The 13,628-nt window shown below is 66.7% G+C and carries 14 protein-coding genes; 13 read left to right on the top strand and 1 reads right to left on the bottom strand.

Translation table 11 applies throughout. The annotated features are described in order from the left end of the window. Window positions 1-303: 303 nt before the first annotated feature. The 13 genes from BW38_RS06185 to BW38_RS06245 all read left to right on the top strand — a co-directional run bounded on the left by BW38_RS06185 (window position 304) and on the right by BW38_RS06245 (window position 12,934). Window positions 304-720 (top strand): YciI family protein, encoded by a 417-nt coding sequence (locus BW38_RS06185; RefSeq protein WP_032977081.1) that lies wholly within the window; start codon window positions 304-306, stop codon window positions 718-720. 39 nt (window positions 721-759) lie between these two features. Then, the gene (locus tag BW38_RS06190) at window positions 760-1,182 is read left to right on the top strand and encodes a VOC family protein (RefSeq protein ID WP_025878381.1); all 423 of its coding nucleotides are present in this window, start codon (window positions 760-762) and stop codon (window positions 1,180-1,182) included. 37 nt (window positions 1,183-1,219) lie between these two features. Then, window positions 1,220-1,630 (top strand): VOC family protein, encoded by a 411-nt coding sequence (locus tag BW38_RS06195; RefSeq protein WP_032977079.1) that lies wholly within the window; start codon window positions 1,220-1,222, stop codon window positions 1,628-1,630. A 24-nt stretch (window positions 1,631-1,654) separates the two neighbouring features. Further along, window positions 1,655-2,011, top strand: coding sequence for a DUF1428 domain-containing protein (locus BW38_RS06200; protein ID WP_025878383.1), 357 nt, complete (start codon window positions 1,655-1,657; stop codon window positions 2,009-2,011). Window positions 2,012-2,056: 45 nt separating this feature from the next. Continuing rightward, window positions 2,057-3,319 carry an RNA polymerase sigma factor gene (locus BW38_RS06205; RefSeq protein ID WP_032977077.1) on the top strand — a complete coding sequence of 421 codons (1,263 nt, stop codon included), beginning with the start codon at window positions 2,057-2,059 and terminating at the stop codon, window positions 3,317-3,319. A gap of 107 nt (window positions 3,320-3,426) precedes the next feature. Continuing rightward, window positions 3,427-4,623 carry a hypothetical protein gene (locus tag BW38_RS06210; protein WP_032977075.1) on the top strand — a complete coding sequence of 399 codons (1,197 nt, stop codon included), beginning with the start codon at window positions 3,427-3,429 and terminating at the stop codon, window positions 4,621-4,623. Next, window positions 4,614-5,714 (top strand): hypothetical protein, encoded by a 1,101-nt coding sequence (locus tag BW38_RS06215; RefSeq protein WP_025878386.1) that lies wholly within the window; start codon window positions 4,614-4,616, stop codon window positions 5,712-5,714. Before BW38_RS06210 ends, BW38_RS06215 begins: the two co-directional genes overlap by 10 nt. A 134-nt stretch (window positions 5,715-5,848) precedes the next feature. Next, entirely contained in the window at window positions 5,849-6,523 is a 675-nt protein-coding gene (locus BW38_RS06220; protein WP_032977073.1) for a hypothetical protein, read from the top strand. Between the two features lie 16 nt (window positions 6,524-6,539). Continuing rightward, window positions 6,540-8,186 (top strand): CsgG/HfaB family protein, encoded by a 1,647-nt coding sequence (locus tag BW38_RS06225; protein ID WP_032977072.1) that lies wholly within the window; start codon window positions 6,540-6,542, stop codon window positions 8,184-8,186. A gap of 385 nt (window positions 8,187-8,571) precedes the next feature. Continuing rightward, the gene (locus tag BW38_RS06230; RefSeq protein ID WP_032977069.1) at window positions 8,572-10,221 is read left to right on the top strand and encodes a M28 family metallopeptidase; all 1,650 of its coding nucleotides are present in this window, start codon (window positions 8,572-8,574) and stop codon (window positions 10,219-10,221) included. A gap of 316 nt (window positions 10,222-10,537) precedes the next feature. Continuing rightward, a complete protein-coding gene (locus BW38_RS06235; RefSeq protein WP_032977067.1) occupies window positions 10,538-11,797 on the top strand; it encodes a histidine kinase in 1,260 nt (419 codons plus the stop codon). After that, window positions 11,787-12,557 carry a LytTR family DNA-binding domain-containing protein gene (locus BW38_RS06240; RefSeq protein WP_032977066.1) on the top strand — a complete coding sequence of 257 codons (771 nt, stop codon included), beginning with the start codon at window positions 11,787-11,789 and terminating at the stop codon, window positions 12,555-12,557. Before BW38_RS06235 ends, BW38_RS06240 begins: the two co-directional genes overlap by 11 nt. Before the next feature lie 32 nt (window positions 12,558-12,589). Then, window positions 12,590-12,934: a hypothetical protein gene (locus tag BW38_RS06245; protein ID WP_025878392.1), complete on the top strand. Its 345-nt coding sequence runs from the start codon at window positions 12,590-12,592 to the stop codon at window positions 12,932-12,934. A 39-nt stretch (window positions 12,935-12,973) separates the two neighbouring features. Here BW38_RS06245 and BW38_RS06250 read toward each other — a convergent pair whose 3' ends face one another. After that, window positions 12,974-13,588: a hypothetical protein gene (locus BW38_RS06250; RefSeq protein ID WP_025878393.1), complete on the bottom strand. Its 615-nt coding sequence runs from the start codon at window positions 13,586-13,588 to the stop codon at window positions 12,974-12,976. Window positions 13,589-13,628: the final 40 nt, after the last annotated feature.

Genomic DNA, 13,628 nt, shown 5'->3' with positions numbered 1-13,628 from the left:
TACCATACGGCGACCACCGAATTCTCCACCTCTCTTTTCGCCGGCGGCGTCAGATTTTTATAAGAGACATCCCGGGGACGGATTCACGGCGTCCCCGCCAATCCCACCCGCCCAGCCTTCACTCGGAAACCCAGCTTCCAGCGACCAACCCCACCCCACCACGGAGGGGCCCCGCCGTTCGCCGATCCCCGCCGAAGGCGCGCTTTCCGCAGGAAAAATAATCTGCACGACGGTGTCGATCCTCGCGCCCCTGGTTCGTTGTAAGAGGGAAGGGCACGCACCCGCAGCCCAGCGGAGACCGCAATGAAAGTGATGGTGATCGTCAAAGCCAACGCCGATTCCGAAGCCGGGCGCATGCCCAGCGAACAGGAACTGGCCACCATGGGCGCCTACAACGAACAACTGGTGGCCGCCGGCATCATGCTTGCCGGGGAAGGCCTGCATGCCACTCAGCGCGGCCGGCGCGTCCATTTCGGTGGTGGTACGCCCCGGGTCGAGAGCGGCCCGTTCGGCCCGGCCGGCGAGCAGATCGCCGGGTTCTGGCTGTGGGACGTGCGCTCGCTGGACGAGGCCACCGAATGGGCCAGCCGTGCGCCCTTCGGCGCGGGCGGTGCCCTCGAACTGCGCCCGTTGATCTCCGCCGAAGACTTCGGCGAAGCCTTCACCCCTGAATTACAGCAGCAGGAACAGCGTCTGCGTGAGCAGCTCGACCGTGCCTGAGTACGGTCGCGCATTCATCCCATCCTACGGAGCATTCCCATGAAACTGATTCCCTTCCTCGGCTTCAGCGGCCAGGCCCACGACGCAATGGCGTTCTATGCCAAGGCACTCGGCGGCCAGGTCACGTCGGAAATGAAGTACCGCGACATGCCGCCGTCCGACGGCTCGCCGGGCTGCAATGAAATGCCGGCCGACACCCTCGACCATGTGGCCCACAGCCAGCTGGAGATCGGCGCGGCGATCCTGATGGCAGCCGATGGTCCCGGCGGCGGCGAGGGTGGCTCGACCACCATCAACGTCGACGTGGACAGCATCGAAGAAGCCGAGCGCGTTTTCGCGGCGCTGGCCGAGGGTGGCCAGGTGCAGATGCCGATCGCCGAAACCTTCTGGGCCCACCGCTGGGGCATGTTGACCGACCGCTACGGCAAGCCGTGGATGGTCAACTGCATGAAGCAGCCCTGATTTTCCTTTTCTCCATCCATCGCAGGGAACCGCACCGATGAGTACACCGCAACCGCAGATGATCTTCGTCAACCTGCCCGTGCAGGATCTGGAAAAAGCCAAGGCGTTCTTCGCCGCGTTGGGCTACAGCTTCAACCCGGCCTTCACCGACGAGAACGCCGCCTGCATGGTGGTCAGCGAGAGCATCTTCGTGATGCTGCTGGTCAAGCCGTTCTTCCAGCAGTTCACCACCAAGGGCATCGCCGATGCGCATGCGCAGACCGAGGTGATCACCTGCCTGTCGGCTGACAGCCGCAAGGCGGTGGACGCCATGGTGGACAAGGCGCTGGCCGCCGGTGCCAGCGAACCGCAGCCGGGGCGCGACTACGGCTTCATGTACCAGCGCGGCTTCCAGGACCTGGATGGACATCTCTGGGAAATCGCACACATGGATGGCGAGCCGGGCTGAGCGGCCGCCGCAGGGAGAATCCCCATGGCTTACGTGGATGCTTACGTATTGCCGTGCCCGCAGGACAAGGTGGCGGCCTATCGCCGCCTTGCCCGCCAGGCCGGCGCAGTGTGGAAGGACCATGGCGCGCTGCAGTACATGGAATGCGTGGCCGATGACGTGCAACCCGGGAAATCGACCTCGTTCCCGCAGGCGGTGAAGCTCAAGCCGGGCGAAACGGTGATCGTGGCCTTCGTGGTGTTCCGCACGCGTGCCGCGCGCGACCGCATCAACAAGAAGGTGATGGCCGACCCGCGGCTGGCGCATATCGGCCCGAAGGACATGCCGTTCGATACCAAGCGCATGTTCTGGGGCGGCTTCAAGCCGATCGTGGAAGCGTGAACGCCGGCGCTTGTGCGGGCCGGGCCCGCATGCTGTGATCGGCGCATGCACGAGCCCGCCCTGAGCCAGCGCCTGGACACCCTCTGGCGGATGGAATCGCCAGTGTTGATCGCGCGCCTGGCGCGCCTGCTCGGCGGCGATGTCGGTCGTGCCGAAGAGCTGGCCCAGGACACCTGGCTGGCCGCGCTGGAGCGTTGGCCGGTGCAGGGCATCCCGGACAATCCTGGAGCCTGGCTGATGACCACCGCGCGCAACCGCGCCATCGATGTGCTGCGCCAGCACCGTCGGGTGGCGCAGCAGCATGCGCAATGGGGGGAGGAACTGCATCCGGCCGCATTGCCCGCGCCCGACGACAGCCAGGCGCTGGAAGACGACATCGGCGATGACCTGCTGCGGCTGATGTTCGTGGCCTGCCATCCAGTCCTGCCTGCCGACGCGCGGGTGGCGCTGAGCCTGCGCCTGCTGGGCGGGCTGACCACGACCGAGATCGCCCGCGCGTTCCTGCAGCCGGAGCCGACCATCGCCCAGCGCATCGTGCGTGCCAAGCGCACGTTGGCGCAGAAGCAGATCCCCTACGAAGTGCCGCGTGCTGATGCATTGCCGGAGCGACTGGCCTCGGTGCTGGAGGCGATCTACCTGGTGTTCAACGAAGGCTATGCAGCCAGTGCAGGCGACGACTGGATGCGACCGGCGCTGTGCGCCGAGGCGCTGCGGCTGGCGCGCATCCTCGCCCATCGCATGCCGGTGCCGCCGGTACTGGGCCTGTTGGCGCTGATGGAACTGCAGGCCTCGCGCGCGGCGGCACGGGTGGATGCGCAGGGTGCGCCGATCCTGCTGGACCAGCAGAACCGGGCGCGCTGGGACTGGCTGCAGATCGAACGCGGCCAGCAGGCACTGGCGCGTGCGGTGTCGGCGGGTGGCGGCGATGACCCCTATGTGCTGCAGGCGCGGATCGCCTTCTGCCATGCCAGTGCGCGGCGTGCCGAAGACACCGACTGGGCGCGCATCGCTGCACTGTATGCGCAGCTGCTGCAGGTAATGCCATCGCCGGTGGTGGCATTGAACCGGGTGGTGGCGGTGTCGCGCAGCGAAGGCGCGTTCGCGGCATGGGCACTATTGCAGCCGCTGCTGGATGAGCCACGGCTGCAGGGCTACGCACCGCTGATGGTGGTGCGCGGCGAACTGCTGCAGCAGTTGGGGCGGGAGCAGGACGCGCGTGACGCATTCGCCTCGGCAGCGGCGTTGAGCCAGAACCAGGCAGAGCGGACCCTGCTGCGGCAACGGGCCGGCCTGCCGCAGGAAAATTGAAGCCGACAAGGTCAGCACTTGTCGGTTTGCCCCGGAGCGGCTATGTTTCGCGCCCAGCGGGCGTGTTCGCGCCTGTCATTCGTGTGTCGTGACCGAGGAGCGGTTGGATGTTTTCAAGGACGAAGAGCGCACCGCGCGCTTTTGCGCGCCTGCTTGCCTATGCCCTGTGCCTGGCCGTATGGCCGTTGGCCAGCCAGGCCGCAGACAAATCGCAGCAGGCCTACTGGGCCGGCTTTGCCTATACCGCTGACGCCGCCGCCGTACAGGCGACCACCCCGCATGCGCATGCCGTGCTGGAAAAGCGTGGCCTGATTCCGCTCAACCAGACCCTGGCACAGGCGCTCAAGCGCCGCGCGCCGGCCAACCTGGAACTGATCGACCAGCCGGTGGCGATGCTCGATGGCACCACCAGTGCCGTGGTGCTGGCCGCTGCGCTGGACCGCGAGCTGGTATCGGTCGAACCGATCGGCGACCAGTACAAGGTGCTGGTGGAAGTGGCACTGCAGGCGCTGTTCTTCGATTTCCGCGAGCGCCAGGTGATCGCCTCCTATCCGCTTACCCTGCAGCGCATCGACGTGCAGGAGTACCGCCCGGACAGCGACGATATCGATGCGATCGTCGCCGATCTGCTGTACGGCGGTGCCGATACCAGCCTGTCGCAGGTGCTGGCCACCACCCTGGCCCAGGCCAAGCTGCCGGAAGCGGCCACGCGTCGCCTGCAGGTGGGTGCGGTGACCTTGTCCGACGCCACGCTGGCCAAGCTGCCCGACCCGAAGTGGGCCGGTCCGCTGCGCGCCACGCTGGCCCATGAGCTGTCCAAGACGCTGTCGTCCAATACCGGTGTCGGCCTGCTGCCGCCGGCCTCGGGCCAGGTGATCGGCGGTGCCATGGCCGCGCGCTTTGCCGACGGCAAGGTCTACCAGCTGAAGATCCCCGAGGCCGACTACGTCATCAGCCTGCAGGTGGATGCGCTGAAGAACGGCGTCATCAGTGAAACGCCGGCGATGAAGACGATGCTGTTCGGCGCGTTCTTCACCGCCAAGGTCACCGAGCCGTTCTCCGGCAAGGTGTACTTCGAACAGCCGCTGCGCAAGGGCGCCACCAAGGTGGTGCCGGTCACGCAGTGGCAGGTCGACCAGTGGTCGGCCAGCTACGAAACCCTGCTGGCCGGCTTCGATGCCTTCGCCGGCGCCGCCGCCAAGCGCGCCGACTCGCGCGCCTGGCTGGACGAGCAGAAGCCAGGCGGACGCCCGCTGCAGCAACAGACCCAAGCCCTCCAGGAGTTGATCAAATCATGTCGCTGATGCGTACCATCCTGCTCATCCTCATCGCCCTGGCGGTGGCCTCGCCGGTCGCCGCGCAGACCGCCAGCTCGCGCGGTACCGGTTCGGCCAGCTACAGCCTGCGCCTGAGTGCCGATACCCGTGCGCAGGCCCTGAACAAGGCCAAGGCCAATGCACTGGAGGCGTACATCGCCGAATCCGGTGCGGCCAAGCTGCGCCTGTTCGAATCGCGTCGCGCCGAGTTCCTCGGTGAAATCGACCGCTACGTGCTCAGCGCCGTGCAGCTGTCGGACAACGAAGACAAGAAGGCCAAGACCTACAGCGTCACCGTCCGCGCCGAAATCAACACCACCCTGCTGCAGACCAAGCTGGATGCCGGTTCGGCCGTGGCCGGTGCCACCGCCGCACAGCGCTCGCTGCTGACCTTCCTGTTCATGGCGCGCTCGCAGGACACCGTGCAGTCGTTCCAGGACAAGGAATACCGCCGCGTCGACGCCAGCAGCAGCTACAGCGAGAACACCCGTGAGGGCGACAGCTTCCGCGGCAACTCGGTCAGCACCAACGGCAGCATCAACCAGAACGGCTCGGTGTCGGTCACCAGCGGCGGCAGCACCACCGCCCGCAGCGACAACATCAGCTGGAAGGTGGCCAACGCCGCCGAAGTCAACACGGCCATGACCGGTGCCTTCAGCGCCGCCGGCTACGAAGTGGTTGAAGCCGAATACGTGGAAGGCGAGTCGCGCGGCCTGCTCAGCATCGAGCGCATCCGCAAGGACTTCAGCACCGGCAACGATCTCTCCGCGGCCACCCTGCGCGATACCGCCAACGGCATCCGTGCGGCGAACATCCCGTACATTGCCGTCGGTACCCTCGACGTCGGCATGCGCGACCGTGATCCGGCCAGCGGCAACACCCGCGTGTTCGTCACTGTCACCGGCAAGGTGCTGGACGTGACCGGTCGCTTCCCGCGCACCGTGTCGTCGGTGGGCCCGGTGCAGTTCTCCGGTACCGGCCCGAACGAAACCGTCGCCCGCACCAATGCACTGCAGCTGGCTGCCGAAAAGGCCGCCCAGCAGATGATCAACGAACTGAACGTCAAGGCGGTCCGCTGACGTTACCGCTGCGCTCGCCGGGCATGGCCCGGCGTTACCGGCCCTGGTGGGTGCCGAGCGTGCTCGGCACTGACCCGCTGCTATCCCCGATCCCGCGCGCCGCATTGCGGCCGTCTCTCCCAAAGGACTCTTCCATGATCCGTAATACCGCTCTCGTCGTGGCCATCGCGGCCGCCACCCTGTCGATGCCGGCCCACGCCCAGTTCGGCAAGCTGAAGGACCTGGCCGGCGGCGCCACCGGCACCTCCAGCAGCAGCGCCAGCGCTGCCGCTCCGGACGAGGCCGCGCAGGAAGCGCTGGTCCGTCGTTTCGTCAGCTCGCAGTCGCACTCGCTGCAGGCACAGACCTCCTTCGCCCGTGCCTTCGGCCTGGCCGAGCAGGTGCAGCTGCTGGAAGCCGAGCGCCAGGCGCTGTCGTCCGGTTCGGTGAACGTCGATGCGATGAAGAAGTCGGTGTCGGTCAGCGAAGCCGCCCAGGCCGCCATCGACGAGCGCCAGGCCGCACAGCCGGAACTGAACGCTGAATCCAAGCAGCACTACGCCGAAGGCCTGGTCTCGCTGCTGGCCTCGGCTGCCGAAGCACAGAAGCTGAGCGGCGAAGCCAGCGGCTTTGCGGCCGGCATGAAGAACCTGGGCGCCACCCAGATGGCCACCGTTGGCCGCAAGCTGGCCGCCGGTGCCTGGGTTGCCAAGGAATCGCCGGGCTTCATCAAGGGCCTGTACGGCTCGACCAAGTCGGCTGTGACCTTCGCCAAGAAGAGCAAGGTGAAGGTGCCGTCCAACGCCGATTCGATGCTGGATTCGCTCTGATACGAGGCAGCTCCGCATGCGTACGACGACTCGATTGATCGGCCTGGGCCTGGCAGCGGCCCTGCTGGCAGCCTGCGGCAAGCAGGATGCACCGGCAGAAACCGCTCCGGCCAAGGACAAGGCTGCCAGTGCACTGGCCAGCAATGCGCCGGTGCAGGAAGCGCCCCTGCGTGGCACGCCGGATTTCGGCGGCACCACCCAGGTCGCGCGTGAAGCCGACGGTATCGGCAGCACCCCGGAACTGGCGGTGCTGGCGGCATTGCAGTCGGCCGTGGCCCAGGTCAACGGCGTACGCGTGGCCAGCCAGATGCAGAGCCTGCGCGCAGGCCTGCATGTGGACGTGGATGGTGAACACGTCGGTGATATCCGCGCCGACGCGTTCTCCCAGCAGATGATTGCCGGCTCGCAGGGCGCGGTGCTGGGCTATGAAATCCTCTCGCAGGATGAAGTGAGCCAGCTCGACGAAGAAACCATCGCCCGCGTGCGCGCCAGCGACGAAGGCTGGAGCTTCAAGGGGTCGGCCTCGGCCAGCGCTTCCGGCGAAGCCTCCGCCAAGGGCGGCTCGGCGTCGGCCAGCGTCAAGGAGAACTACGAAGAGCAGGTCAAGGTAGACGCCAAGCGCGGTGCCAGCTCCTTCGATTCGGATGTCACCCGGCGCAGCATGCGCAGTTACTGGAAGGTGCGTGTACGCGCGCAGATTGCCCAGTACCGCGCACCGGATGAAGAAGGCAAGCCGAAGATCGTGGTGGCCCTGCCGCGCACCAAGTCGGGCAGCTATGCCGTTGGCGATGGCCGGGTGAACGCCGACGAGGTCGCCCAGGCGATCCGCGCGCGGCTGTCCGACACGCTTACCCAGACCCAGCGTTTCATCGTGCTGGACCGCGAGTTCGGCGACGAACTGCAGGCCGAGATCGACCACATCAACAGTGGCAACGTGCGCCTGCAGGACACCGCGCGCGTTGGCCAGCAGCTGGCGACCGACCTGATCCTGATTCCGACCATCGAACGGTTCGAGTACCCGCGCAGCGTGCGCAACCTGCGCATGTCCGATCGCCAGGTGACCTCGTATTCCGGTGGCGGCCGCATCACCCTGCGCCTGGTCAATGCCACCACCGGCCAGGTGGTGATGTCCGACAGCTTCGACCATCAGTTGGCCTCGACCGGCCCGAGCACGCTGCCGCGCGTGGTCAATGGCCGCAGCATGGCCGCCTCGATGATGGACTCGCTGTCCGGGCAGATCGGCAGCACGATCGTCACCACGCTGTTCCCGGTGTCGGTGGTGTCCGTCGATGGCGACCAGGTGGTGCTGAGCCAGGGCGGTGACACCGTGCAGGTCGGCCAGCGCTGGCAGGCCGTGCGCCTGGGCGAAGAGCTGAAGGACCCGCAGACCGGCCGTTCGCTGGGCCGCAGCGAGCATCCGTGCTGCACCATCCGCATCGACCGCGTTGCCGCGCAGACGTCCTACGGCACCCTGGAAGAGGGCGTCGACGCGATGCGTGGTGGTTTCCGCCCCGGCCAGATCGAACTGCGCCAGAAGCTGGGCAGCAAGCCCAAGGCCGCCGCCGACGCAACCGCATCGGCCGCCCCGGCCGCCGCAGCGCGCCCGGCCAGCAAGCCGAAGCCCAAGCCCGCCGCCGCCCCGGCCGAAGACCCGAACTGGTAAGACACCTCGGTTCGAGGCACGTGGGGGTCAGAGACCTTTCCCGCCGGGAAAGGGATCTGACCCCTTCTTGTTGCGTGTCGACCAAGGTCGACACCTACCAAGAGCATCACAGAACGCCGTTCCGGCAGATCGCAGAAATCTGTCCAAGGCGGGGAGGGTCCGGTTGCGGGGGGGTCCGCGGCATGGATGCCGCGGCCAAGGCCCCAAGGATGGGTTTACGGCGTCCCCCGCAGCCGGACCCTCCCCGCCATCCCACGGAATGCAGCTTCTGCTGTTGCTGTTGAGGTTGCCGGCCAGCGGCCGGCACTACCGCGGCTGCCGGGTGCCGGGCGCCGCCCGGCCGCAACCCTTACACTCCAGAACGATTTCCCTGCTGGAGAGAGCAATGAAGCGAGTAGTACTGGGCGTGCTGGCCCTGTCGGTGTCGAGCGCACTGATGGCGGCCACCCCGAAATTCGATGGCGCGCGGATCTCCGCCGACGTCAAGGAACTGGCCTCCGACGCCTACGAAGGCCGCTCCCCGGCCACCGCCGGCGAACAGAAGACCATCGCCTTCCTCAGCAAGCAGTTCGCCGACGCCGGCCTGCAGCCCGGCGGCGACCTGAAGGACGGCAAGCGTCTGTGGACCCAGGCCGTGCCGCTGCGCAAGGGCGACATCGTCGGCACCCCGCAGCTGTCGCTGCAGCAGGGCGGCAAGACCATCGCGCTGGAGCAGGGCAAGCAGATCGCCGTGCGTGCAGCCATGAACGGTGCGACCAGCGTGGATATCAGCAAGGCACCGCTGGTGTTCCTCGGTTACGGCGTAAAGGCGCCGGAGCGCAACTGGGACGACTTCAAGGGCGTGGACCTGAAGGGCAAGATCGCCGTCGTGCTGATCAACGACCCGGACTTCGAAACCGGCAAGGGCGACTTCGACGGCAAGGGCATGACCTGGTATGGCCGTTGGCCGTACAAGTACGAAGAAGGCGCACGCCAGGGCGCACTCGGCGTGCTGATCGTGCATGAGACCGCCCCGGCGTCGTATGGCTGGGCCACGGTGGCCGGCTCCAACACCAACACCATGTTCGACGTGGTGCGCGACAATCCGGCTGACAGCCATCCGCTGCTGGAAGGCTGGATCCAGCGCGATCTGGCGGTGGAACTGTTCCGCTCGGCCGGGCAGGATTTCGAGGCGCTGAAGAAGAAGGCGCAGCAGCGTGACTTCACCCCGGTGCCGCTGACCGGCGCCAGCCTGGATGCGAAGTACGCGGTGAAGACCGAAGTGATCACCTCGCACAACGTGGCCGCGCGCCTGGAAGGCAGCACGCATCCGGACGAGACCGTCATCTACAGCGCACACTGGGACCACATCGGCGTGGGCGAGCCCGACGCACGCGGCGACCGCATCTTCAACGGCGCGCTGGACAACGCCAGCGGCACCGCCTCGCTGATTGAACTGGCGCGTGGCTTCGCCAAGGCACCGCGTCCGCAGCGTTCGGTCGTGTTCCTGGCGGTAACTGCCGAGGAGAAGGGCCTGCTGGGTTCGGAGTACTACGCAACGCACCCGCTGTACCCGCTGGAAAAGACCGTGGCGATGATCAACATGGACGGCATGGCGCCGTTCGGCCCGTCGCGCGATTTCGGCATCTACGGCGCTGCGCGCTTCGAGCTGCTGGACCAGTTGAAGGACGTGGCCAAGGGCTGGGACATCCGCTACACGCCGGACCCGAAGCCGGAGGCCGGCCTGTTCTTCCGCTCCGACCACTTCCCGTTCGCCAAGCGTGGCGTGCCCGCGCTGTCCTGGTCGGCCGGGCAGGACTGGGTGGACGGTGGCGTCGCGGCGGGCAAGAAGGCGTCCGAGGACTACACCGCCAAGCGGTACCACCAGCAGGGCGACGAGTGGCAGCCGGACTGGGTGTTCGCTGGCGCCGCCCGCGACCTGGAAGTGCTGTACACCCTGGGCAATCAGCTGGCCAATTCGCGCAGCTGGCCGAACTGGAGCAAGGACGAGGCGTTCCGCGCCGTGCGTGACGCCAGCGCCGACCAGCGCAGATAACGGAAGGCGCCGGGCTCACCCGGCGCCTCCCCGGTTGCCGGCCGCTGGCCGGGTAGTGCCTGGTAGTGCCGGCCGCTGGCCGGCAATCGTGTGATGTCTGGTAGTGCCGGCCGCTGGCCGGCAACCCGGTGATGTCTGGTAGTGCCGGCCGCTGGCCGGCAACCCGGTGATGCTTCCGGAAGCAATGGGGAGCCGGCCAGCGGCCGGCACTACCAGAACCGGTTCCATCCACCCTTTCCCGGTCTTCGTCGCACATCGCTTGTTTGCCCGAAGGGCCGCTCTATGCTCGGCTCACCCCTTCCACCAAGGCGCCGCCGTGATCGCCAGCTTCTCCCTCATCATCCGTCATCTGCTGGCCTGGGCCGCGGCGCTGTTCGTTGCCGGCATGGTCTGGAGTGGCATCTTCAGCGGCATGAACGACGGCCCAGGCTGGGTGTTCGGGCTGCTGGTGATGTTCCTGATGATTTCCGCGCTGGGCAGCGCGATCACCCACGTGCGCCGGGTCTGGCTGGTGGCCGGTCGCCTCGATGGTGCCACCTTGTCCGGCCGCCAGCGCCGGCAGATCGAACTGCCGATGGATGCCGGCCAGGCCTTCGCAGTGGTCGAGGCTGCCGTCGGCGAACTGCCGCGGGTGGAAGAGGTGGAGAGCTCTGCCGGCAGTCTGCAGGTGCGTGCCTATGTGCGGCGCGTCGACCTGTGGAACGGCCGGCAACCGTCGCGCTGGAACCTGCCGGCGCGGCTGGCGATCAAACGCAACAGTGTGCTGGCCACGGTAACGCCGGGGCAGGGCACCAGCACGGTGACCCTGCTGTTCGAACCGGACGCCGGCTGGTGGGCCGATCTGCTGGCACTGGATGAAGGCAGCAACTATGAGAACGCCGAAGCGGTGACCCGAGCGATCAGCCGCCGTGTGGCCGACCAGCGCCGCGACGAGCAGGCCGCTGCCGAACAGACCCAGGTGGAAAAGGAACTGTCGGTCGCGCGCTTGAACCTGCTGCACGCGCAGGTCGAGCCGCACTTCCTGTACAACTCGCTGGCCAATGCACAGGTGCTGACCCGCACCGACCCGGCACGCGCCGAGCAGATGCTCGGCCACCTGATCCAGTACCTGCGCAGTTCGCTGCCGCAGGTGGATGAATCGGTTTCCACGCTGGGCGTGGAGCTGGAACGTACCCGCGCCTATCTGGAAATCCTGCGCATCCGCATGGGCGCACGGCTGGCGGTGGAAGTGCAGGTGCCCACCGAGCTGCACGAAGTGAAGATGCCGGCGATGGCGCTGCAGACCCTGGTCGAGAATGCGATCAAGCACGGCCTGGAGCCCAAGCCCGGCGGCGGCACGATCTGGATCCTCGCGCGTGGTTTCGATGACCATGTCACCGTGACGGTCGCCGACGATGGGCTCGGTTTCGGACAGGGCACCAGCGGCACCGGCATCGGCCTGAAGAACCTGCGCGAGCGCCTGCGGCTGACCTGCGGCGAGCAGGCCGGAGTGGCGATCGTGGCCAATTTCCCCAGTGGTGTAGCCGCTACCATGACCCTGCCGCAGTCGGCCAAGGAGCCCAGCCATGCCGCTTGAAGCGCTGATTGCCGAAGACGAGGAGCTGCTGCGGCACTCGCTGGTCGAGCAGCTCGGGCGGTTGTGGCCGGAGCTGAAGCTGGTGGCCGAATGCGAGGACGGTGCCAGTGCGCTGGAACAGCTGGCCGAGAAGCAGCCGGACATCGCCTTCCTCGACATCCGCATGCCCGGCATCAGCGGCATCGAAGTTGCGCGGTCATTGGCCGAACTGAGCCCGCGCACGCAGGTGGTGTTCGTCACCGCCTACGACCAGTACGCCATCGATGCTTTCGAGCAGGGCGCGATGGATTACCTGCTCAAGCCGGTCAGTGACGAACGGCTGCTGGCCACGCGCGATCGCATTCTTTCGCGGCTGCCATCCGCGCGCCAGGACGATGCGGTGCTGGAGCGCCTGCTGCAGCGCCTGGGTGCAGGCCCGGTCGCCAATGATCGGCCGCCGCTGGCCTGGATCACCGCCAGCAACGGCCGCGATACGCAACTGATCATGCTCGACGATGTGATCTATTTCCGTGCTGACAACAAGTACACCACCGTGGTCACTGCCGCCGGCGAAAGCCTGCTGCGCACACCGCTGCGCGAGCTGCTGGAAGTGCTCGATCCGCTGCACTTCCGCCAGGTACATCGCTCCACCATCGTCAACATGAAGGCGGTGGCAGCCGTCAGCCGCGACGATACCGGCCGTGGCGTGCTGCGCCTGCGCCAGCGTGCCGAGACCCTGGTGGTCAGCCAGCCGTTCATGAGCCTGTTCCGCGGCATGTAGCCGCAGCCATTGCCATCCACCGAGGAACGAACATGCGCCGTATCCTGCTTGTAGGTCTCGCCGTGCTGGCCATCGCCGGCTGCGAAAAGTCCAGCAACACGTCGATCACCCGCACCAATGCCAATGGCGTGGACACGCTGTACAGCAAGAGCACGGTGGTCGATGGCGTGGCGCGTTTCGAATGCATCGCCAGCAGCAGTGGCCAATGCCATTACCTGGTGCTGGCGCCGGGCTGCAGCACCGACACCGCTTGCGCGACGCCGCCGCTGCGCCGGTTCGCGGTGGCCGCAGGCAAGACCGAGCAGGTCAGTGGCCTGCCGAAGGACTTCCGCCAGTGCGTCAGCGACGTGCAGAAAGAACAATGCCACCGTGACTGAGCACGGTGGCATTGTGGCTCCCCCCGGATTGCGTTCGGCTCAGTAAGCCGGCTGCAGCGTCATGTCGTGATGGTGTTCGGTTTCACCGACATGATTCAGGCGACCCACCAGTTCGGAGTGCTGCTTCATGCGCCCGATCTCGGTCATGATGCGGATGTCCTCGTGGCGCAGCTCGCGCTTGGCGGTGACCGCCTGCTTGTAATCCAGCACTTCCGGATAGTGTTCAGCCAGGTCCAGCGCTTCGGCCACGTGCTCGACGCTGTCGGCCTTGGAGGTGATGCGCGCGCGGCTGTTGAAGGCCTTCATCCAGCGTTCGAAGCCCGCTGTGCGGTCGAACATGTTGGCCATGAACCAGATCACGAACAGGATCGAGATCCACGAGCCGAACACCACGACCACGCGGGTGAAGGTGATGTGGTAATCGTCGCGCCACAGGTAATTGGTGATCAGGCCGAGGATCAGCAGCGAAGCTGCCTGCCATCCGACGATCGAAGTGATCAGCCATTGGCACTTGGCCTGGGCCAGCACCGCCACTTCATCGCGGATCTGCTGTTCGCTGAGGCTGCGCCAGTGCGCGACCTGTTTTTCGAACGGGCTGCTGTAGAGCTCGTTGTCGCGAAGCAGTAATCCCAAACCCTTGAACAAAGCAATCATGGCTGGCTCCTTGTGGAACGTGCGGCGATCTGCAGTGGAC

Source organism: Stenotrophomonas sp. RIT309, assembly GCF_000632045.1.
Taxonomy (GTDB): domain Bacteria; phylum Pseudomonadota; class Gammaproteobacteria; order Xanthomonadales; family Xanthomonadaceae; genus Stenotrophomonas; species Stenotrophomonas indicatrix.
The sequence above is the reverse complement of the archived record's forward strand: the minus strand, read 5'-3'. Positions and strand labels throughout refer to the sequence as shown.